Annotated in this window: 22 protein-coding genes; 6 read left to right on the top strand and 16 right to left on the bottom strand. The window is 65.2% G+C overall.

Going from position 1 to position 21,602, the window contains the following annotated elements; all coding sequences use genetic code 11:
* Positions 1-7: 7 nt before the first annotated feature.
* Entirely contained in the window at positions 8-856 is an 849-nt protein-coding gene (gene fghA / locus QOL68_RS10090; protein WP_282948436.1) for an S-formylglutathione hydrolase, read from the bottom strand.
* 73 nt (positions 857-929) lie between these two features.
* On the opposite strand from fghA, the gene QOL68_RS10085 reads away from it, so the two are divergent.
* Positions 930-2,063, top strand: a complete 1,134-nt coding sequence (locus QOL68_RS10085) for a serine hydrolase domain-containing protein (RefSeq protein WP_282948438.1) — start codon at positions 930-932, stop codon at positions 2,061-2,063.
* On the opposite strand, the gene QOL68_RS10080 is transcribed toward QOL68_RS10085, so the two are convergent.
* From QOL68_RS10080 to QOL68_RS10065, 4 genes are all read right to left on the bottom strand, one after another.
* On the bottom strand, positions 2,060-2,527 hold the full coding sequence (locus tag QOL68_RS10080) for a prolyl-tRNA synthetase associated domain-containing protein (RefSeq protein WP_349252322.1): 468 nt from the start codon (positions 2,525-2,527) through the stop codon (positions 2,060-2,062). The genes QOL68_RS10085 and QOL68_RS10080 overlap by 4 nt on opposite strands.
* Positions 2,528-2,562: 35 nt before the next feature.
* Entirely contained in the window at positions 2,563-2,940 is a 378-nt protein-coding gene (locus QOL68_RS10075) for a VOC family protein (protein WP_058804174.1), read from the bottom strand.
* A 50-nt stretch (positions 2,941-2,990) separates the two neighbouring features.
* On the bottom strand, positions 2,991-3,851 hold the full coding sequence (gene purU / locus QOL68_RS10070; protein ID WP_282948443.1) for a formyltetrahydrofolate deformylase: 861 nt from the start codon (positions 3,849-3,851) through the stop codon (positions 2,991-2,993).
* A gap of 142 nt (positions 3,852-3,993) precedes the next feature.
* Positions 3,994-5,106 carry an S-(hydroxymethyl)glutathione dehydrogenase/class III alcohol dehydrogenase gene (locus QOL68_RS10065; protein WP_282948445.1) on the bottom strand — a complete coding sequence of 371 codons (1,113 nt, stop codon included), beginning with the start codon at positions 5,104-5,106 and terminating at the stop codon, positions 3,994-3,996.
* 343 nt (positions 5,107-5,449) lie between these two features.
* Between QOL68_RS10065 and QOL68_RS10060 the strand changes: the two genes are divergently transcribed.
* A complete protein-coding gene (locus QOL68_RS10060; RefSeq protein WP_282948447.1) occupies positions 5,450-5,743 on the top strand; it encodes a hypothetical protein in 294 nt (97 codons plus the stop codon).
* 147 nt (positions 5,744-5,890) lie between these two features.
* On the opposite strand, the gene QOL68_RS10055 is transcribed toward QOL68_RS10060, so the two are convergent.
* From QOL68_RS10055 to QOL68_RS10020, 8 genes are all read right to left on the bottom strand, one after another.
* Positions 5,891-6,181: a hypothetical protein gene (locus tag QOL68_RS10055; protein ID WP_283404292.1), complete on the bottom strand. Its 291-nt coding sequence runs from the start codon at positions 6,179-6,181 to the stop codon at positions 5,891-5,893.
* 13 nt (positions 6,182-6,194) lie between these two features.
* Positions 6,195-7,574 (bottom strand): L-serine ammonia-lyase, encoded by a 1,380-nt coding sequence (locus QOL68_RS10050; RefSeq protein ID WP_282948450.1) that lies wholly within the window; start codon positions 7,572-7,574, stop codon positions 6,195-6,197.
* Between the two features lie 168 nt (positions 7,575-7,742).
* Positions 7,743-8,357: a superoxide dismutase gene (locus tag QOL68_RS10045; protein ID WP_282948452.1), complete on the bottom strand. Its 615-nt coding sequence runs from the start codon at positions 8,355-8,357 to the stop codon at positions 7,743-7,745.
* Positions 8,358-8,540: 183 nt separating this feature from the next.
* Positions 8,541-10,109, bottom strand: a complete 1,569-nt coding sequence (locus QOL68_RS10040; RefSeq protein WP_282948454.1) for a cisplatin damage response ATP-dependent DNA ligase — start codon at positions 10,107-10,109, stop codon at positions 8,541-8,543.
* Positions 10,106-11,119, bottom strand: a complete 1,014-nt coding sequence (locus QOL68_RS10035; RefSeq protein ID WP_282948456.1) for a ligase-associated DNA damage response exonuclease — start codon at positions 11,117-11,119, stop codon at positions 10,106-10,108. Before QOL68_RS10035 ends, QOL68_RS10040 begins: the two co-directional genes overlap by 4 nt.
* A complete protein-coding gene (locus QOL68_RS10030; RefSeq protein ID WP_282948458.1) occupies positions 11,119-12,546 on the bottom strand; it encodes a UdgX family uracil-DNA binding protein in 1,428 nt (475 codons plus the stop codon). The genes QOL68_RS10035 and QOL68_RS10030 overlap by 1 nt, the downstream gene beginning before the upstream one ends.
* Positions 12,543-13,793, bottom strand: coding sequence for a putative DNA modification/repair radical SAM protein (locus QOL68_RS10025; protein ID WP_282948460.1), 1,251 nt, complete (start codon positions 13,791-13,793; stop codon positions 12,543-12,545). The genes QOL68_RS10030 and QOL68_RS10025 overlap by 4 nt, the downstream gene beginning before the upstream one ends.
* A 60-nt stretch (positions 13,794-13,853) precedes the next feature.
* Positions 13,854-15,329, bottom strand: a complete 1,476-nt coding sequence (locus QOL68_RS10020) for a sensor histidine kinase (RefSeq protein ID WP_282948462.1) — start codon at positions 15,327-15,329, stop codon at positions 13,854-13,856.
* A 270-nt stretch (positions 15,330-15,599) separates the two neighbouring features.
* Between QOL68_RS10020 and QOL68_RS10015 the strand changes: the two genes are divergently transcribed.
* Positions 15,600-16,394, top strand: coding sequence for a response regulator (locus QOL68_RS10015; RefSeq protein WP_282948464.1), 795 nt, complete (start codon positions 15,600-15,602; stop codon positions 16,392-16,394).
* Here QOL68_RS10015 and QOL68_RS10010 read toward each other — a convergent pair.
* The 3 genes from QOL68_RS10010 to QOL68_RS10000 all read right to left on the bottom strand — a co-directional run bounded on the left by QOL68_RS10010 (position 16,391) and on the right by QOL68_RS10000 (position 19,305).
* Entirely contained in the window at positions 16,391-18,151 is a 1,761-nt protein-coding gene (locus QOL68_RS10010; protein ID WP_282948466.1) for a tetratricopeptide repeat protein, read from the bottom strand. The two genes, QOL68_RS10015 and QOL68_RS10010, sit on opposite strands and share 4 nt — an antisense overlap.
* A 41-nt stretch (positions 18,152-18,192) precedes the next feature.
* Positions 18,193-18,747: a sigma-70 family RNA polymerase sigma factor gene (locus tag QOL68_RS10005; RefSeq protein ID WP_156416633.1), complete on the bottom strand. Its 555-nt coding sequence runs from the start codon at positions 18,745-18,747 to the stop codon at positions 18,193-18,195.
* Positions 18,748-18,891: 144 nt separating this feature from the next.
* On the bottom strand, positions 18,892-19,305 hold the full coding sequence (locus QOL68_RS10000; protein WP_282948468.1) for a BLUF domain-containing protein: 414 nt from the start codon (positions 19,303-19,305) through the stop codon (positions 18,892-18,894).
* A 143-nt stretch (positions 19,306-19,448) separates the two neighbouring features.
* On the opposite strand from QOL68_RS10000, the gene QOL68_RS09995 reads away from it, so the two are divergent.
* From QOL68_RS09995 to QOL68_RS09985, 3 genes are all read left to right on the top strand, one after another.
* A complete protein-coding gene (locus QOL68_RS09995; RefSeq protein WP_058457314.1) occupies positions 19,449-19,703 on the top strand; it encodes a hypothetical protein in 255 nt (84 codons plus the stop codon).
* Positions 19,703-20,338, top strand: a complete 636-nt coding sequence (locus QOL68_RS09990; protein WP_282948470.1) for a sigma-70 family RNA polymerase sigma factor — start codon at positions 19,703-19,705, stop codon at positions 20,336-20,338. The genes QOL68_RS09995 and QOL68_RS09990 overlap by 1 nt, the downstream gene beginning before the upstream one ends.
* 73 nt (positions 20,339-20,411) lie before the next feature.
* A complete protein-coding gene (locus QOL68_RS09985; RefSeq protein ID WP_282948472.1) occupies positions 20,412-21,587 on the top strand; it encodes a PQQ-dependent sugar dehydrogenase in 1,176 nt (391 codons plus the stop codon).
* The last annotated feature ends 15 nt before the right edge of the window (positions 21,588-21,602 follow it).

Genomic DNA, 21,602 nt, shown 5'->3' with positions numbered 1-21,602 from the left:
GGGTGTTTCACGCCTTCAACCGCTCCGCGTGCCACGCGACATGCTCGGCCATGAAGGTCGAGATGAAATAATAGCTGTGGTCGTACCCCGGCTGCATTCGGATTTCGGCCTTCTGCCCGTTGCGCTCGCACGCCTCGACGAGCAGTTCGGTCTTCAGCTGTTCGACAAGGAAATTGTCGGCCTCGCCCTGATCGACGAGCAGGTCGGGAACGCGCAGCCCCTGATCGAGCAGCGCGCACGCGTCATAGGCATGCCAGTCCTCGCGGTCGTCGCCCAGATAGCCGCCGAGCGCCTTCTCGCCCCACGGGCATTGCGACGGCGCAGCGATCGGCGAGAAGGCCGACACCGAGCGGAAGCGGTCCTGGTTGCGCAGCCCAATCGTCAGCGCGCCGTGGCCGCCCATCGAATGGCCGGTGATCGCCTGCCGCGTCAGATCGGCGCTGGCGAAATTGCGGAGCACCAGCGAGGGCAGTTCGTCCTCGATGTACGACCGCATCCGGTAATTCTTCGCCCAGGGCTCCTCGGTCGCATCGACATAAAAACCGGCCCCGAGCCCGAAGTCATAGGCTTCGTCGGGATCGTCGGGCACGCCTTCGCCGCGCGGACTCGTGTCGGGCGCGATGAAGATCACGCCATGCTCGGCACAGGCGGCGCGATACTCGCCCTTCTCCATCACATTGGCGTGCGTGCAGGTGAGCCCCGACAGATACCACAGCACCGGCAGCTTGGCGCCGGGCGCATGATCGGGCACGAAGACCGCAAAGATCATGTCGGTGCCGGTGACGGTGCTCGCGTGCTTGTACACGCCCTGCGTGCCGCCATGGCTGCGATGGGTGGAGAGAGTTTCGATGGGCATGGGGTCGTCCTGCTTGTGTTTCCACCCTGCTAGGGCATGCTCGCGCCAATTTCAAAAGGGGAGCGCGCGCCGGATGTTCGATAGTGCCATTCACGGACGATGTCAGGACCGCTTCGCTGCAGTGCGCCTCGGCATGGCGGCGAGCCTTGCTAGCGGCGCCGACGTCGGCCTTTCCTTCTGTGCGACGATCGAGGGCGAGACGGTCGTCGACCTGTGGGGCGGATACGCCGACGAGGCGAAGACGCGGCCATGGCAGGCCGACACGATCGTCAACGTCTATTCGACAACCAAGACGATGACCGCGCTCACCGCGCTGCTGCTCGCCGACCGCGGCGACCTCGATTTCGCGGCGCCCGTCGCGCGCTACTGGCCCGAGTTCGCTGCCAATGGCAAAGCCGACGTCACCGTCGCGCAGCTGATGAGCCACAGCGCGGGCCTGTCGGGCTGGGATACACCTCTGACAACCGAGGATTTCTACGACTGGGACAAAGTGACCACGTTGCTGGCCGAGCAGGCGCCCTGGTGGCGGCCGGGCAGCGCGCCGGGATATCACGCGATCACCCAGGGCTACCTCGTCGGCGAGGTTGTGCGTCGCATCACGGGCAAGTCGCTCGGCACGGTTTTTCGCGAGGAGATCGCCGAACCGCTCGGCGCCGATTTCCACATCGGCCTGCCCGCATCGGAGGATCACCGCGTCGCCGACCTGATCGCGCCCCTCGAAACGATCAGCGCCTTCACAACCGACATCCAGCGCAAGACCTTCACCAACCCCGGCGTCGACGTATCGGCGACGCGCACGCGCGCCTGGCGCGGTGCCGAGATTCCCGCCGCGGGGGGCACCGGCAATGCACGCAGCGTCACCGAGATCCACGCGTTGCTCGCCAATGGCGGCGTTGCAAAGGGTAAGCGCCTGCTCTCGGAAGCGGGCTGCCGCAGGGCGCTCGAGCTGCAGAGTGCCGGCACCGATATGATTCTCGGCATTCCGATCCGCTATGGCATGGGCTTCGGCCTGCCGAGCGAACTGGTGCCGCTGCCCAACCCCAACACCATTTACTGGGGCGGCTATGGCGGGTCGCTGATCATCATCGACATGGATGCCCGCGCGACCTTCAGTTACGTCATGAACAAGATGAACAGCGGGCTGACCGGCGATCCGCGTTCCTTCACCCTGATCGGCGCGATGTGGATGGCGATGGCGGCCGGCTAAGCCTGTATCGGGATCGGCGCCACCAGCGGCGCGTGTCCCCAGTGCCGCAGAAGATCAAGGATCGCCGCGCCCGACAAACCGAGCGTGCCGGTGTTGCGAAGCGGGTGGACGTTTACGGTTTCGGCGGCCGCCAGATTTTCATCGAGTACCACGGCGATGCTCCCCGCGGGCGCATTGATAGCGGCGAGCGGCGTGACCGACCCCGGCGCGATGCCGAGCAAGCGCGACATATCCTCGGCCTTGCCGAAGCTCATGCGCTTGCTGCCGATCGCGGCGGGCAAGGCCTTGAGGTCGACGCGCGCCTCAGCGGGCACGGTGACGAGCCAGAATGCGCCGCCATTGTCCTTCAGAAACAGGTTCTTGGTATTCGCGCCCGGTATCGCGGCATTCACCGCATCGCTCTCGGCGACGGTGAACACCGCGACATGCTCATAGGCTGCGAAGGGGATTGCGAGCGCATTCAAATCGTCCAGCAATCCCGCCTCGCCACGCATCGCGATCACATGCGCTTGAGCGCACAGATCTTGTTGCCGGCGGGGTCGCGCAGATAGGCGAGATACATGCTGCCCATTTCGCTGGTGCGGATACCCGGCGGATCTTCGCAGGGAGTGCCGCCGTTGGCGACGCCTGCCGCATGCCAGGCGTCGCCCTGTTCGGGCGATTCGACCGCGAAGCCGATTGTGCCGCCATTCGCATGGCACGCGGGCTCGCCATTGATCGGCACCGAAACGCCGAAGATGCCAGTCTTGCTCATATAGAAGAGCCGACCCTTGGGATCGATGACGCCTTCCGGCCCACCGAGCGCTGCGAAAAGCGCATCATAGAATTTCTTGGATGCGGCGATGTCGTTGGACCCCACCATGACGTGACTGAACATTTTTCTCTCCCTTTACGTTGCGAATCGATACTGAAGCTGTGCCAGCCTCGTCAGCGAAACACCACCGTCTTGCGGCCATCGATCAGCACGCGCTGTTCGGCGACCCAGCGCACCGCGCGCGCCAGCACCTGCGCCTCGACGTCCCGGCCGATACGGATCAGTTCGTCGACCCCGTCGCGATGGTCGACGCGCTCGACCGCCTGCTCGATGATCGGCCCCTCGTCGAGGTCGCTCGTCACGAAATGCGCGGTCGCGCCGATCAGCTTCACCCCGCGCTCCTGCGCGCGGTGATAGGGCTTCGCGCCCTTGAAGCCCGGCAGGAAGCTGTGGTGGATGTTGATGCAGCGTCCGGCGAGCTTCGCCGACAGATCCTGCGACAACACCTGCATATAGCGCGCGAGCACCAGATATTCGGCGCCGCCGCGCGCCATGACGTCGAGGATCGCCGCTTCCTGATCGGCACGGTTCGCGTCGCTGACGGGCAGATAATGGAAGGGCACGCCGTGCCATTCGGAAAGGCGGCGCAGATGTTCGTGGTTCGATACCACGGCGACGATGTCGATCGCGAGGTTGCCGGTCGACCAGCGGTGGAGCAGGTCGTTCAGGCAGTGGCTGCCCTGCGATACCGCGATCACGAAGCGCGGCTTGACCGCGGCGTCGCTGATCCGCGCGTCCATGCCGAAGCGATCGACGATCGGCGCGAAGGCTTCCTGCACGCCCGCAAAGGCGGCCGGAAAACGCGGCCCCGCACCGCGGAACTCGACGCGCATAAAGAAGCGCCCCGAATCGAGGTCGGCATATTGCTGGCTGTCGAGGATGAAGCCGTCGCGCTCCGCGAGCAGCCCCGTCACCGCGGCGACGATGCCCACCGCATCGACACAACTGAACGTCAGGACATAAGGTCCGGTCAAAACATGCGCTCCCTTCGCTCAATAATGCCGTGTGCCCCCGCGAAGGCGGGGGTCCATCATCCGCCCGTGCCATTTGGTACCATTCGGAGATGGGTCCCCGCCTTCGCGGGGACACACCAGCTTATGGCCGCTCCGGCGCGCTTCAATAAACCACCACGCTGCGGATGCTTTCCCCCGCATGCATCAGGTCGAACCCCTTGTTGATATCCTCGAGCCCCATGACATGCGTGATCATCGGGTCGATCTCGATCTTGCCCTGCATATACATGTCGACGATCTTCGGCACGTCGGTCCGGCCCTTGGCGCCGCCGAACGCGGTGCCGCGCCAGTTGCGGCCGGTGACGAGCTGGAACGGCCGCGTCGCAATCTCCTTGCCCGCCTCGGCGACCCCGATGATGATCGAGGTGCCCCAGCCGCGGTGGCATGCTTCCAATGCGGTGCGCATCACTTCGGTATTGCCCGTCGCGTCGAAGGTGTAATCGGCGCCGCCGTCGGTCATCTGAACGATCGCCGCAACCGTGTCTTCGCGGCTCATGCCCTTGCTATTGAGGAAGTCGGTCATCCCGAACTTGCGGCCCCATTCCTCGCGGTCCGGATTGATGTCGACGCCGATGATCTTGTTCGCCCCCGCAAGCCGCGCGCCCTGGATCACGTTGAGCCCGATGCCGCCCAGCCCGAAGACGACGACATTGTCGCCGACCTGCACCTTCGCTGTGTTGATCACCGCGCCGACGCCGGTCGTCACACCGCAGCCGATGTAGCAGCTCGACTGGAAAGGCGCGTCCTCGCGGATTTTCGCGACCGCGATCTCGGGCAGCACGGTGAAGTTCGAGAAGGTCGAGCAGCCCATATAATGGAAGATCGGCTGACCCTTGTAGCTGAACCGCGTCGTGCCGTCGGGCATCAGCCCCTTGCCCTGTGTGGCGCGGATCGCGGTGCAGAGGTTGGTCTTGCCCGAAAGGCAGCTTTTGCACTGGCGGCATTCGGGGGTGTAGAGCGGGATGACATGGTCGCCGGGGACGACGCTCGTCACGCCCGCGCCGACCTCGCGCACGATCCCTGCGCCTTCATGCCCCAACACGCTCGGGAAGATGCCCTCGCTGTCGAAGCCGTCGAGCGTGTACGCGTCGGTGTGGCAGATGCCCGTCGCCATGATCTCGACCAGCACCTCGCCCGCCTTCGGGCCTTCCAAATCGAGTTCGACGATTTCGAGCGGCTTCTTCGCTTCGAACGCAACGGCGGCGCGGGTCTTCATGGTGGGTCTCCTTCTCGGGCGCTCCAATCAGGCAAATGGGGCGGCAATGCAAGATGCGAGGGTCGCGTTCCCAACCTTCGTCATGCTGAACTCGTTTCAGCATCCATGGCCCGGCGCTCGCCAGTCAACCCGGCGCCAGTTGTTTTTCACACAAAGACACAAAGAGGAAGGCTGGGGCCGGCAAGCTCTTCATTCGGTCAACGGTGCGTCTGGTCGCACCGTAGCGAAGGAAACCGCTTTGCGTTCGGCGCGGCATCTTTGTGTCTTTGTGTGAACAAAAAGGGCGCAGCATGGGAGGACAAGTCCCGCCGTGGACCCTGAACCAAGTTCAGGGAGACGATGATTGAAACGCGGCCCGTCGGCCAACATCCCCACCCCTTTCGTCACCCTCGAACGAGACACGTGGCTCGTTCGACTTGATCCGGGGGCCATGACTTCAGCGCTGCTGTGGATCCCGGATCAAGTCCGGGATGACGATGGAAGCGAAGTCGCGCGCGTCTCGCTCCTCGACCCGCTCCGCCCGCAGGAGCAGCCGATCTGGGTGGTCTATCCGCAGCGCCGCCACCTCCTGCCGAAGGTGCGGTTGCTGATCGACAAATTGCGCGAGGAATTGCCGGGGGGCGTTGTGGCGGAGTGAGGGGGCGTAGGATTTGCCTACATCCGTTTGTGCTGAGCTTGTCGAAGCACCGTCCTTATAATCAACGCTCAAAGAAAGAACGGCCCTTCGACAAGCTCAGGGCGAACGGTCTATATTTTCTCGACAACCATTTATGCCAAGCCATCGCTATGCGTCATCCGGCTCCCAATGATCGCGCTGAACTTCCCAAGGATGACCAATGCCGACACGGCTGGCACTCCAGCCAGGTTGCACCATAGGAGCCAATTCATGAAGTTCTGGATGCAACTCCAGCACTGTCGACATAGCAACTACCATCGCGTTTACTGGATCGAATTCTGCTCCATCTAGGAACGCCCATGAATGATCATCTTCGTAGTGCGTGGCCACGAGCACCGGCGCGCCGGTAATCACCTTTTTACTTGTGATGCAGGCGACATTAGGTTGTTGGTCGAACATCCAAGCCATAATCTCAACACTCCACCACACTAACCGCCAGCCCGCCCTTCGACGTCTCCTTATACTTATCGCGCATGTCGCGGCCCGTCTGCAGCATCGTCGCGATCACCGTGTCGAGGCTCACCACATGCGTGCCGTCGCCGATCATCGCGATGCGGCTCGCGTCGATCGCCTTGATCGCGCCCATCGCGTTGCGTTCGATGCACGGGATTTGCACCAGCCCGCCGATCGGGTCGCAGGTGAGGCCGAGGTTGTGCTCCATGCCGATTTCGGCGGCATTTTCGACCTGCGCGTTGGTACCGCCGAGCGCGGCGGTCAGCCCCGCCGCCGCCATCGAGCAAGCGACGCCGACCTCGCCCTGGCAGCCGACCTCGGCGCCCGAGATGCTGGCATTGCGTTTGTAGAGCGCGCCGACCGCGCCCGCGGCGAGCAGGAAGGTGCGCACCCCCGCCGCGTCGCCGCGATAGCTGCGCCTATAATAGCGGATCACCGCCGGGATGATCCCCGCCGCGCCGTTGGTCGGCGCGGTGACGACCTTGCCGCCCGCGGCATTTTCCTCGTTCACCGCCATCGCCCACAGGTTGATCCAGTCCATCATCGCCATCGGGTCGGACAGATTCTGTTCGTGCCGTGCGCGGATGTCGGCGGCGATCTGCGGCGCGCGGCGCTTGACCTTGAGGCCCCCCGGCAAAATTCCGGTGCTGCAGCAGCCCGCGTCGATGGACGCGTCCATCGCGCCCGCGATCGCGTCGAGCCCGGCGTTCACCTCGTCGAGGCTGCGATGCACCAACTCGTTGTCGAGCATCATTTCGGCAAAGCTCTTGCCCGACGCCGCGCCCATGGTGAGCAGGTCGGCGCCCGAGGTGAAGGCGTGAGGAAGTTCGACCTCATCCTCGGCGCCGCGGCTGTTGCGCCCCGCCTCGTCCTCGTCGACGACGAACCCGCCGCCGATCGAGAAATACATGCGCTTGGCTATGATCTCGCCGTCGCCGGCGCGCGCGGTGAAGCTCAGCGCATTGCTGTGGAACGGCTGGCGCTGGCGCATCTGGAAATGCAGGTCGTTTTTCGGCTGGAAGCGGACGCGCTGGCGGCCGAGCAGATAGAGGAAGCCTTCACCCTCGGCCCGGTCCCAATGCGCCCTGATCGCGGCGAGGCTGGTCGAGGCCGGAATCTCGCCCGCCAGCCCCGCGACGATCGCGGTATCGGCGGCGTGGCCCTTCCCGGTCAGCGCAAGCGAGCCGTAGAGGTCGGCCTCGACGTGCGCGGTCTTTGTCAGCAGCCCCGCCTCGTCGAGCCACACGGTGAAACGGCGCGCGGCGACCATCGGCCCGACCGTATGCGAGCTCGAGGGACCGACACCGATTTTGAAGAGTTCGAACAGGCTGATCGTCATGGCGGCGCTATAGGCGAGGAGACAGCGTGACGATAGCGGCCAAAGCTGCCGCCAAAAATCTGTGTTCCCCCGCGAAGGCGGGGGCCCATCATCGGTCCGCGCTATTTGGAGCCCACAGGAGATGGGTCCCCGCCTTCGCGGGGACACACGATCTTCTTCATGGGCAAATTACGCCGGATAGGTCCAGGTCGTCTCGCGCGCGAGATTCTCCGCCGCGAAGTCCCAGTTGAGCAGCTCGTCGACCACCGCATCGACATAGGCCGGGCGCAGGTTCTTGCGATCGATGTAATAGGCATGTTCCCATACGTCGATCACCAGCAGCGGCTTGATCCCCGCGGTCAGTTCGGTACCGGCATCGTGCGTGTCGGTGACCGACAGCTTGCCGTCCTTGGCGACCAGCCACGCCCAGCCCGACGCGAAATGGTTGACCGCGGTGTCCTTGAGCTTCTTCTTGAGATCGTCCAGCGAGCCAAAATCGCGCTCGATCGCAGCAGCAAGATCGCCGGCGGGCGCGGTCTTGGTCGGGCTCAGGCTTTCCCAATAAAAGGCATGGTTCCACGCCTGCGCCGAATTGTTGAACAGGCCCTTGTTGCCCGATCCTTCGGCGTGGTGGACGATTTCCTCAAGGCTCTTGTCGGCCAGTTCGGTGCCTTCGATCGCGGCGTTGGTCTTGTCGACATAGGCCTTGTGATGCTTGCCATGGTGCGTCGCCAGCGTGTCGGCCGAGATATGCGGCTCGAGCGCGTCGAGAGCATAGGGGAGAGGAGGATGGGCGATCGTCATGGCAGTCTCCATTTGTTTTGGGGTCTTTGCGGCCTTTAACTCGGTATCGTGGCCGTGGGTTGCAAGGATGTGACGGGGAATTTTTCTCCGTCCAACCGACGGCTTTACCATCCTCGTCAGTTCGAGCCGACGTCTCCACCTTCGTCATCCCGGACTTGATCCGGGATGACGAGACAGGGCAAGTTAAGTCACCATCGCCTGCAGCGTTGCGATCCGGTCGGCTTCCTCCGCAGGCTTGTCGCGGCGGATGCGCGAAATGCGCGGGAAGCGCATTGCGAGCCCCGACTTGTGGCGCTTCGACGCGTGGATCGAATCGAACGCGACTTCGAGCACCAGCGACTTTTCGACCTCGCGCACCGGGCCGAAGCGGTTCAGCGTGTTGTCGCGCACGAACTTGTCGAGCCACTTCAATTCCTCGTCGGTGAAGCCCGAATAGGCCTTGCCCACGGGCAGCAATTCGCCCGCGTCGGACCAGCATCCGAAGGTATAGTCCGAATAGAAGCTCGCGCGGCGTCCGTTGCCACGCTGCGCATACATCATCACGCAGTCGGCGGTGAGCGGATCGCGCTTCCATTTATACCACAGCCCGGCGCGGCGCCCGGCGACATAAGGGGCATCGCGGCGCTTGAGCATCACGCCCTCGATCGCGGCGTCGCGCGCGCAGGCGCGGCGTTCGGCGAGGTCGTCGAAGTCGGTCGCGTCGATGACTTGCGACAGGTCGAAATGGCTGCCGGCGAGGCGCGGCACGAAGGCTTCGAGCTGCCGTCGCCGTTCGGTCCACGGGAGGGCGCGCAGATCATTGCCGTCAACCGCGAGCAAATCATAGACGCGCACGAACGCCGGATAGTCGGCGAGCATTTTCTTCGAGACCACCTTCCGCCCCAGCCTTTGCTGCAAGGCGTTGAAGCTCGCCGCTTCGCCGCCCTGAACCTCGCCGCGCACGAGCAATTCGCCGTCGATCACCGCATCCTGATCGAACGCTGCGACCAGTTCGGGGAAAGCGCCGCTGATCTCCTCGCCGCCACGGCTGTAGATCCGCGTCTCGCCGCCGCCATGGACGATCTGGACGCGAATGCCGTCCCATTTCCACTCGGCGGCATAATCGGCGAGGTCGACGCTTTCCTCCTCCAACGGATGCGCGAGCATGAAGGGACGGAAGAAGGCGACGTTTTTCAGGTCGGGTCGCTCCGCCCTGCCCTCGCCCCACGCGAACAGCGGCGCATAGGGCGGCGGGATCGCGTGCCACAGCTCCTCGACATCGTCGACGGGCACGTCGAACGCCTGCGCGAACGCCTGCTTCGCAAGTCGCGCCGACACCCCTACGCGCATCCCGCCGAGCGCCAGCTTGAGCAGCGCATAGCGCCCGTCGGCGTCGAGCCGGTCGAGCAGCGACGCGACCGCTGCGGGCGCGTCGCTGCGGCTGGTCGCAGCGAGCGCATCGACCGCCTCCGACACGCTGAGATCTGCCTTCTTCCCCGGCGCATCGGGCCACAGCAACGCCGCCGTCTCGGCGGTGTCGCCGACGAAATGCCGCGACAGGCGGAACAATTCCTCATCGACCCGCGTCGCAAGCAAGGTCCGCACCGTCCCCGCCTTCACCGCCGGAAAGTCCAGGCTCTCGGTCAGCGCAGCGATCGCCCAGCCGCGATCGGGGTCGGGCGTATGCCGCAAATAATCGACGATCAGCGCGAGCTTCGAATTGCGCGAGCGCGTGTAGATCAGCCGGTCGATCAGGGCCGCGAAGCGCTTCACGCCTCCTCCTCCAGATCGCGGCCTACCAGATGCAGCGCGCGTGCCTTGCGCTGCGTGAGCTCGCACCAGCGGAGCAAGCCATCCTCGCTGCCGTGGGTGATCCAGCTTTCCTTCGGGTTCACCTCGCTGATCGTCGTGGTCAACTCATCCCAATCGGCATGGTCCGAGATCACCAGCGGCAGTTCGACCATCCGCTGCCGCGCGCGCTGGCGCACGCGCATCCAGCCCGACGCCATCGCGGTCACCGGATCGGGCAGCCGCCGCGACCAGCGATCGTTGAGTGCCGACGGCGGCGCGAGCACGATCTGCCCCGCCATCTCGGCCTTGTCGGTTTCGCTCACCAGCCGCAATTCGCCCAGATCGACGCCGTGCAGCGCATAGAGCTGACACATGCGTTCAAGCGCGCCGTGGATGTAGATCGGCGCATCCCAACCCGCGCCGCGCAGCTCGGCGATCACGCGCTGCGCCTTGCCGAGCGCATAGGCGCCGACGAGCACCGAACGATCGGGCTCGGCGCGCACCGCGCCGATCAGCTTCGCGATCTCGTCGGATGTCGGCGGGTGACGGAACACCGGCAGGCCGAAGGTCGCCTCGGTGACGAAGATGTCGCACGGCACGACCTCGAACGGCGCGCAGGTCGGGTCGGGGCGGCGCTTGTAATCGCCGGTGACGACGATCCGTTCGCCCTGATATTCCATCAGGATCTGCGCGCTGCCGAGCACATGGCCCGCCGGATGGAAGCTGAAACGCACCCCGCCGCACTCGAACCCGTCACCATAAGGGAAGGCTTGGTTGTGGCTCGCCTCGGCATCGACGCCGTAGCGCAGCGCCATGATCGCGAGCGTCTCGGGGGTCGCAAACACCGCGCCATGCCCGCTGCGCGCATGATCGGCATGGCCATGCGTCACCGCCGCGCGCGGGGCGGGGCGCGAGGGATCGATCCACACATCGGCGGGCTTCACATAGATGCCGCTCGGGTGCGGCTCGATCCAGGTCCTGGACTTCGCCATCAGGCGGCGAGTTTCCGGGCGAGCGCAAGGTCGGCGACGAACAGCGCGCGCTCCTTCGCGGCTCGCTCGCGGTCAGGCAAGCGCAGCAGGAAGGAGGGATGGATCGTCGCGATCAATTTCGTGCCCCCCTCCAGTTCGTGCACCGCGCCGCGCATCGACTTGATGCTCGCGCTCTTGCCCGTCACCCCACGCAGCGCGCTGGCGCCCAGCGTAACGATCAGGTCGGGCTGCACCAGCGCGCGTTCCTTGTCGAGCCACCAGCGGCAGATGTCGATTTCTCCCGTCGTCGGGTTCTGGTGAAGCCGCCTTTTGCCGCGCGGCTCGAACTTGAAATGCTTGACCGCGTTGGTGAGGAACAGCCGTGTCCGGTCGAGCCCCGCCTCTTCGAGCGCCTCGTTCAGCACCTGCCCCGCCGGCCCGACGAACGGCCGCCCCTGCAGATCCTCCTGATCGCCCGGCTGTTCGCCGACGAGCATGATCCGTGCGCGCTCGGGCCCCTCGCCCGCCACGCCCTGCGTCGCGTTGCAATAGAGCGGGCAGCGCGTGCAGCGATCCACCGCGCGCGCGACGTCCGCCAGCGTCTTCACATCATCATCGGGGAGCAAGTCTTCGGGCACGCGCGTCCGCCATTTGTCGGTCAAGGGGTTCGCCATCGAAACGGCCGCTTCGCGCATGCGTTCCACCCGTGCCTCGGCGCCCGCGAGCAAGGGCGCGATATCCTGCGCCTCGGGCAGGTTCTTCCAATATTTCTTCGGCATCTCGGCGCGCATCGCGTCGATCTTCACCCGCGCGGGGTTGAAGATCGCGCCATAATAGGTGCGCCACTGATCCTCGACGACGTCGCTGTCGGGCACCTCGTCCCTCGTCCCGCCGAGCCCGTAAGTCAGCGTTTCGTCCTGCCAGATCGCGCGCGCGTCGGGGGTGACGATCGCCCAGTCCATCCCGAAAAAGCGCCGCTGAAAGAAAGGCGCGGTCAGGCGGAGGATGCGATGCGTCGGCTCGAACCACGCCGCGAAACTTTCGCGCCCCGCCTCCTCGCCGAGCCGGCGGAAGCGCACGAAGGCGTGCATCTTGTGGACGTCGCGGCGGATCGCCTTGTCGGCTTTGCGCAGCCAGTCGATTTCGGAATCGGTCGTTCGCGCGAGCAACTGCCGGTCGCGCGCCGCGCGCCAGATGATGCGGTAGAGCCGCGCGGCCGTTTCCGGGTCGCGATGGCAGATGACGCGCTCCGCGATCTCGAGCAGTTCGCGCGGCAGCGACACCGCGCCCGCTGGCGCTGCCACTGCCTTATCGCCGAACAGCGACGCGCCTTCGGCGCTACCGCGCCAGCTTACGTCGTCGGGCGCAATGCCGCCCGCAAGCAAACCCCTTGCCGCGTTCCGCCACTCGGCGAAGTCGCCGGGCTCTTTCAGGACCACTTCCCTCACAGCGCGAGCGCCAGCTGCTCCGCTGGCGGCGCGAAGCGGGCGCGGAGGTCGGCGCTGTCGGTGAGCTTGCCCGGCCGCCAGTCGGGCGTCACGATGAAGGGCAGGACCTTCTTCACCGATGCGGTCAGCTTAGCGAGATCGCCGAGCCTGAGCTTGCCCAGCCGCCGCGCAGCGACGATGCGGTCGACGGCGCGCGTCCCCAGCCCCGGCACGCGCAGCAACAATTCGCGCGGCGCGCGGTTGATATCGACCGGAAACGCTTCGCGCCGCTGGAGCGCCCACGCGAGCTTGGGATCGATCGCGAGATCGAGCATTCCCCCGCGCGCGCCCTCCATGATTTCGGCGCGCTCGAAACCATAAAAGCGCAGCAACCAGTCGGCCTGATAGAGCCGGTGCTCGCGCATCAGCGGCGGGCGGACGGGCGGCAGGTCTTGGCTGGCATCAGGGATCGGGCTGTACGCCGAATAATAGACGCGGCGGAGCTGGTATCCCGAATAGAGGTTCGTCGCGGTCTTGAGGATGTCGTCGTCGCGCGACGCGTCGGCGCCGACGATCATCTGCGTCGATTGCCCCGCAGGCGCAAAGCGCGGCGGCTTCGCCTTGCCGATCAGCCGGCTCTTCGCGGCCTCAATCGCATCCTCGGCACCGACGCGCACCGACGCCATCGTCTTGCGGATCGTTTCGGGCTTTTTCTCGGGCGCAAAGCTCGAAAGCCCCGCCTCGGTCGGCAGTTCGACATTGGTCGACAAGCGATCGGCATAAAGCCCCGCAAGCGCGATCAGCCCGGGGTCGGCGCCCGCGATCGTCTTCAGATGGATATAGCCGCCAAAGCGATGCTCCTCGCGCAGGATGCGCGCGACCTCGACAAGCTGCTCCATCGTATAATCTTCGGAGCGGATGATCCCCGACGACAGGAACAGTCCTTCGATATAATTGCGCTTGTAAAAATCGAGCGTCAGCCGGACGACCTCCTGCGGGCTGAAGCGCGCGCGCTCGACATTGCTCGACGCGCGGTTGATGCAGAAACGGCAGTCGTAAATGCAGAAGTTAGTGAGCAGGATTTTCAGCAGCGAGATGCACCGCCCGTCGGGCGCGTAACTGTGGCAAATACCCATGCCCTCGGTCGACCCGATAGCTTTCGTGCCGACCGAATCGCGCCTCACGGTCCCCGACGACGCGCAGGACGCATCATATTTCGCCGCATCGGCCAGCACCGCCAGCTTTTCTAGAATCGGTTTCGCGGACATGGCCCATGCCTAGCATGAGAACATAGAAAGAACAAATCGATCGGGTCGCGCTTGTCGCGCTTATGCCTCGCGCCAACGTGCGGGCAAGGTGATGTCGACGACCAGCCCGTCCGGTTTCCAGTCGCGCTCAATCGTGCCGCCCAGATTATTCTTCACGCTGCGCTCCATCAGCAGCGTGCCAAAGCTGGTCCGTTCGGGCTCGGCGACCGTCAGTGCGCCGCCGCTTTCGGCCCAGGTCAGGTGGAACAGGCGCGGGTCGCTGCCTTCGGGATCCTGCGACCAGTTCACGTCGACCTGCCCGTCGGCGCCGGTCAGCGCACCATGCTTCACCGCATTGGTCGCAAGTTCGTTGAATAGCAGGGCCATCGCGACAAGTGCATTTTCGGGCAGCAGCAGATCCGGGCCCGACCAGCGGATGCGCGGAAAGCTTGCCTCGACCTCGCGCAGCAGCGCGTGCATCGACCCGGTCATGAAATTGGCGCCGAGCAGTACATTCTGCGCGCGGTTGAGCGCGTCGAGGCGGCTGCTGATCCGTTCGACATAATCGTCGACATCGCGCGCGGCGTGGCGGCTCAGCGAGATGATGGCGCCGACCGTCGCGAACAGGTTGCGCATCCTGTGGTGCAGTTCGCGCATCAGCAGCGTGGCATTTTCCTGCCGGCTCTTCTGTTCGGTGATATCGATGCAAACGCCGGTAAGGATCGCATCGTCGTCGCGCACGTCCCAGTCGCCGCGGATCCCCAGCCAGCGGACCCCGCGCTCGGGATGATCGATGCGATGCTCGACCGAATAGGAGGTGCCGCTCGCCACCGCCTCGTTGATCGCGACCTCGACGCGCGCGCGATCCTCGGCATGAATGCGTGCGAACACGCCCTCTCGGTTGGTGAGTGCCGAGGCATAGTCGGCGCCCCAGAGTTCGGCGACGGCCCCGCGCCAGGTGACCGCATCGGCCCGCGCATCGTATCGCCAGCTTGCGATGCCGGAGAAATCGAGCGCGCGCTCCAGCGTCCGGCGGGCGTCGTCGCGCTCGACGACGATACGGCGCAGATCGGCCTCGGCCATGATGATCGCGGCGAAGTCCTCGAGTCGTTCCATCTCGCGGAGATCGAGGGTCGCCCGCACCTTGCGGTCGATCACGCACAGCGTCCCGATTACCATGCCGTTGTACGCGCGCAGCGGCACCCCGGCATAGAAGCGGATGTACGGCTCGCCGGTTACCAGCGGATTGTCGACGAAGCGCGGGTCGGCCGCGGTGTCGGTCACAACGAGCGGTGCGTCGCCGGCGATGACATATTGGCAGAAACTGATGTCGCGCGGCGTTTCGCTGACCGTCAGCCCATGCGCGGACTTGAACCATTGGCGGCAATCGTCGACCAGCGTGACAAGCGCGATCGGCGCATCGAACAAGTCCGCGACGAGCTTCGTCACACGGTCGAAAGCCGCCTCGGGGGCGGTATCCATCAGTCGGTATTCGCGAAGGGTTTCCAGCCGCCACGCCTCGCGCGTCACCGCGTCGCCTTCGCCGCCGTCCGCCAAGATCCGCCCCTCCGTTGCTTGCGGAGCCATCGTACCGGCACTGGCCCCAGGCTGCTCTGCCATAGAAAAGGGTTCCCAAAAAGCGCGGTTACGACACTGCGGAGAAAATAGAGCAATTCCTACCGCTTACACGCAAATATCATCACGGCTCGGCAGACTCTACGCATTCCCGACCGACAAGTTGCAGCAAGAAGGGACGCTTTTCGTATCGCACAAGCGGAACCCGTCGGCGCGGCAAAGCGTATTCCTACGATTGGAGGGAGCCTTGATATGACGCTGGGAGACGAAATCCGCGGGCACCTGCCCTTTCTGCGCCGCTACGCGCGCGCACTTACGGGCAGCCAGCAACATGGCGACAATTTCGTGCATACGACGCTCGAAGTCATCGTCGCCGCTCCCGACGAGTTCCGCGTCTCGGATGACACGCGCATCGACCTCTACCGCAATTTCCACCGCATCTGGGAAAGCGCCTTCATCGAGGATGGCGAGGGCAGCGACGAGGGCGAGAACCCCCTCGTTCGCGCCGCCAACCGCCGCCTCGCGCGCATCACCCCACTCAGCCGCCAGATGCTGCTGCTGACCGCTCTCGAAGGCTTTTCGGTCGAGGAGACCGCGGCGATCACCGGCGCCGACAGTGCGATGGTCGAAACCCTGCTCGCCGAGGCGGTGGACGAGGTCGACCGCGAGGCACGCACATCGGTGCTGATCATCGAAGACGAGCCGCTGATCGCGATGGACCTCGAACAGATCGTCCGCGACCTCGGCCACGATGTCGCGGGTGTCGCGACGACGCATGAGGATGCGGTCGCGGCGTTCGAAAACAGCGACGCGGGGCTCGTCCTCGCCGACATCCAGCTCGCCGACGGATCGTCGGGGATCGATGCGGTGCAGGATATTTTGGCGATCGCGCCGGTGCCGGCGATCTTCATCACCGCCTTTCCCGAAAAGCTGCTCACCGGCCACCGTGTCGAGCCGACCTTTTTAATTTCGAAACCCTTCGGCCGGAACACCGTCCGCGCCGCGATCAGCCAGAGCCTGCTATTTACGCCGCAACTGGCGGCCTAGGGGGTCGCGATCAGCGGGCGACCCGCCCCGGCGTCGGCGCCCGCGGGCGCAGGGATATCCGCGGGCGACGCGAACAATTCCGCCGCCGCCTTGCGCTCGGGCGAATCATATGGGCCGAAAAGCACCGGGCTCAACAGCTTACGGGCGAGTTCGGGCTGCCCCTTCCGGATCAGCTCCCTGCCCAGCGCCAGCCGCGGCCCCGGCGCTGCCGGCACCAGCCGGACGACCTTCGCCATTCCTTCCATCGCGTCGTCCGGCACCGGCTCGCCGGCGATCGCGAAGCTTTGGAAATAGGCGATGTGCGGCAGCGGCGCCTCGCCATCGAGCGTGATCGCGCGGGCGATCGTCGCGCGGGCGATCTTCAATTCCGCCGATCGCACCTCCCCAGCTTTCGCCAAGGCTTCGTTGGCCTGGGCCAACCCCTTCCAACTGAGCGCGTCGACATCGTCGGGCGAGCTGGCGAGAGCCCGTTCCGCCGCGTCGAGGCACTCGCGATAGCGACCGCTCCGGCATTCGGCGCGGGCGAGCGTCAGCATCGCGTCGGCGTCGCGCGGGAATTTTTCGGCGGCGGTGCGAACCTCCGCCAGCCAGCCTTCGGCATCGCCGTTCCCTCCGCCCGCCGGCAGGCGCGATTCGAGCTCTAGGCTGGCTTCGATCATCGCCGCGCTCGCGGGGGACAGCACGGTGACCGAGGGTTGCTCGATGGGCAGGGCGGTCGGGCGCGTCCGCGCATAGGACCGGCTTCTCCGCACGATATAGGCCCCGATCTCGAACTGCAGCTTTCGCATGTCGCCGAACACCTCGGCGGCGTCGGCCATCGGTACGCCCCGATGGATCGCGCTCATATAGTACTGAAACTGGGTGCGGCGCTCGGCCTTGATGTCGCCATAGACGAAAAAATGGACGAGCAGGGCCGCATGAAACGGTGTCCACTCCATCCGCCGACTGGGGTCCGCGAGATAGCGCCCGGTCAGTACGTCGCCGACGTTCAGCCGCCCATAGGAGCGGAAGATCTGCGCATTGACGAGCGAGAGCTTCGCATAATCGAGCGAACCATCGCGCCCGATCTTGGCGGTCGAGAAGAGCGCGCCGATGCCGTCCATATACCAGCGCGGATAGCCCGCAGGCAGATAACTCAGGATGAAATGCTGGGCATAGGCCGAAAACAGCACCGATTCCCACGGCCGCGCGACGGGCGTGGGACGGAGTACGACATCGCCGCAGGTCTTCCCCACCATCAACAGTTCGAATTCGATATCCTGGCAATCGGCCTCGCGGGCTCTGGATGTATCGAGGTCGATGACCTGGTCGGCGCGCGGGACGACGATCAGCGCGCCATCATCGCGCGGATCGTAATAGCGCTGTTCGGCGAACGACCGCACATAGGGCCCCTCTTCGGATCGCAGGTGGCCAAGCGCCATACGCCGATAGGTCGCCTCGGAATCGACCAATATGATCTTGAGCTTCGCGGCGCCGTCCGCCGCCGCCTGGGCGCCATACAGCCGCGCAAGCAGCTGATGGAGCTGCTCGACATCGTTGACGGTCTTCTTGAGCTCGGCTTCGCCGCCATCGCTGAATATCACGACATGCCGGCTTTCGGCGCGCTTCCAGTCGACGCGCGTTTCGCGCTGGCCTTCGACGACGATCGGTTCGGCACCCGGCGCCGTCGAGGCATTGGCGGCCGCAGGGAAGGCCAGCGCAAGGACGAGCGCGATCGCAAATCCGGCGGGGGAGCGCATCACGATCGAACCATCCATATGATCACCCTGCCCTGCAGCCCGATGAAAGGAAAGCGTCGCTAGTCCGGCGAAGGCCCGCCGCCGGTCAGCTGGTCGATATCGCTCATGATGGACGCAAAGGCTTCGCTCGGCGCCAGCGGGTCGTCGCTGCGCAGCGGCATGTCCCCGCCCTCCAGGATCGCGTGGAGCGCCGTGCGTGCACGCGACACACGGCTCTTCATCGTCCCCACCGCGCAGCCGCAAATCTCCGCGCCTTCCTCATAGGACAGCTGCCCCGCGCCGATCAGGATCAGCGCCTCGCGCTGGTCGACCGGCAGCAGCAACAATGCACGCTGCACGTCGGCCAGATGCAGGCTGTCGTTCTGGTCGTCGGGCGCGACGAGCAGACGCTCGGCGGCAAGCTCGTCATAGTCGGCGGTGAATTTTTTCCGCCGCATCTGCGACAGGAAACAGTTGCGCAGGATCACGAAGGCCCAGCTCTTCATGCTCGACGGCCCCGGGATATAGCTGGCGCGCGCCTTCCACGCCTTCAGCATCGTCTCCTGCACCAGGTCGTCGGCGAGGTCGGCGTTCCCCGTCAGGCTGCGGCCGAAGGCGCGCAGATGCGGGAGCATAGCTGCCAGCTCGCGCTTGAAGCTGGCATCGTCGAGGGGGCTGGGCGTAACGTCGCTGATAACAGGGCCTTTTATATGCTCGGGTTCTACTGAACCTTGTCCAAGGCTTAGCGCCTTGAAACTTCAATGCAAGGGTAGCGCAGGTCAGAATGTCGCGCGGCGACGGCCCAGCGCAATGAAGTTTGCCATCATCCGCTCGTCCTGCGGATCGAGCCGGCGGTTCGCGGCAAGTCGGGCCAGATCCTCGTCATATCCCTCGAAGCCGGGACAATAGAGCATCGACCATTCGGCGAACTCGCGAACGTCGATCGCGCGGCGCCTCACCTCGACCATTCCGCTGTGGCGCGCGTCGCCCCGGATCGTATCGAGGCACGCATCGACCTCGCGCGCCGGACCTTCGAGCAGCTGCATGAAATTATGGCCATTATAGATGAGCGCGCCGGTGAGTCCGTCCCGCCTATTGTTGCGCCGGGCGCTCAGCAGAATTGCGGCAATATCTTCTTCGCGGATCAACGGATCGGCGACGCTGACGTAAATCACTGAAATCAAGGTGGTCACGCTCCTGTTTCCCGGGCATGGGCCGGGAAAGATGTGACCCCTCACGCCGGTCCGAATAAGAGCAGTGTTGCTTCATGGCAACGCGTTCGTCGCAAAAAACAACCAAAGCGGGAACCAGCGGCGCATTCCGTCGTTGCTTCGGCATGGCTACGCACGGCAACAACAGGTTCAACGGAAAGGACCGCCCTGTCATCGGGCAGGATGAACCGCGCCGGTCGAACGGCAGCTTCCCCGGCACCGGCAGCGACCAGTGGCACCGTACGCTGACGGGCCGCCAGTCGCCCGAGCCGGTGAGCGCCAAGCTGCGGATGATCTACGGCAATATCGTCGCCGAACAATTGCCCGCCGATATGCTCGACCTGCTTGCGAAGCTCGACCACGAGAGCCCCGAACAATAATGGCGCGAACCAGCACTGCGCCGCTGCCGCAGGACAATAGCTCCCTTTCGGACAGCGAGTTCAAGGCCCTGCTGGCGGGCGTCATTCCCCATTTGCGCGCCTATGGCCGCAGCCTGTCGGGCAACCCCGACCTTGCGGACGATCTCACGCAGGACACGATGGTCAAGGCCTGGGCCTCGCGCGAGCGCTTCGAGCGCGGCACGTCGATCAAGGCGTGGACCTTTGTCATCCTGCGCAACACCTTCCTGTCGCAGATGCGGCGTAACAAATTTCACGGCGACTATGACGAGGTTGCGGTCGAACGCACGCTGTCGACCCCAGCGAGCCAGGAGGACGCCGGCGAGATGACCGACCTGCAACGCGCGCTGATGGAATTGCCGCAGGACCAGCGCGAGGCGCTGATCCTCGTCGGCGCCGGCGGCATGTCCTACGAGGAAGCCGCGAGCATCTGCGACTGCGCGCTCGGCACGATGAAGAGCCGCGTGTCGCGCGCGCGTTCGGCGCTCGAGGCGATCATGGACAGCGGCCAGTTCTCGCAGAAGCGCGCCGATGCCCCGCCCGCAAGCGAGGCGATCGACGCGATCATGGACAGCGTCGAGGAAATCACCGCGCGCCGCGAGGCGTCGGGCGGCTGACCCCCTCTCGACATTGCCGCCGGGGCGCGCCACACTAGATTCTCTGCCTCCCCCCAGCAAAGCGAGCCAATCCATGAAGACAATCTCCGCCGCCGCCCTCTCCGCGGCGATGATCGTTGCCGCCTGCTCGGCCGGCACGACAAGCAACGCCGCGCCCGCCGACAGCGTGAGCCTCGACGCTTCGGGCGCACAGCCCGCGGCCCCGCTCACCGAAGCGCCCTTCGCGGTCCGCGAGATCGCCCGCTTCGACGAACCCTGGGCGATGACCTTCCTGCCGCGCGGCAAGCAGGCGCTCGTCACCGAGAGGTCGGGCAAGCTCAAACTGTGGCAGGAGGACGGCCCGACGCTTGACGTCGCGGGGGTTCCCGCAGTCGCCTATGGCGGTCAGGGCGGCTTCGGCGACGTGATCCTCGCGCCCGACTTCGCGACCAGCGGCGCGATCTACCTCAGCTGGGCGGAAGCCGGCGAAGGCGGCACCGCAGGCGCGGTCGTCGCCAGGGCGAACCTCGTACAGGGCGCCGCGCCGCACCTCGACGGCCTGCAGATCATCTGGAAGCAGGATCCCAAAGTTACCGGCCGCGGTCATTATTCGCACCGCCTCGCCTTCTCGCCCGACGGCCGATATCTCTTCATCGGTTCGGGCGAGCGGCAGAAGTTCGATCCCGCGCAGGACATGAAGTCCAATCTCGGCAAGATCGTCCGCCTCAATCCCGATGGCAGCATCCCCGCCGACAATCCCTTTGCCGCGCAAGGCGGCGTGACCGCGCAGATCTGGTCGCTCGGCCACCGCAACATTCTCGGCCTCGCCTTCGACGGCACGGGCAAGCTCTGGCAGCAGGAAATGGGGCCGAAGGGCGGCGACGAGGTCAATCTGGTCGAGGCAAAAGCGAATTATGGCTATCCGATCGTATCGAACGGCAACCATTATGACGGCCGCGACATCCCCGATCATCCGACCCGCCCCGAATTCGCGGCGCCCAAACTGTGGTGGAACCCGTCGGTCTCGCCCGCCGGGCTCGTGTGGTACGGCGGCGATCTCTATCCCGGCTGGAAGAACAGCCTGCTGATGGGCGCCTTGTCGGGCGAGGGTTTGATCCGGATGGCGATCGACGGCGACACGCTTCACAAATCCGACCGCTGGGATTTCGGCACCCGCATCCGCGAGGTCGCGGTGCGCGACGACGGGTCGATCTGGCTGCTGACCGATGGCGAAGACGGCAAGCTGCTGCGGCTGGTTCCCAAGGGATGAGCCGTGCCGTGCCCC

Source organism: Sphingopyxis sp. Geo25 (assembly GCF_949769135.1).
In the GTDB taxonomy this organism is placed as follows: Bacteria; Pseudomonadota; Alphaproteobacteria; order Sphingomonadales; family Sphingomonadaceae; genus Sphingopyxis.
Note: the sequence above shows the minus strand (reverse complement) of the source record. Positions and strands in the feature narration are given on the sequence as shown.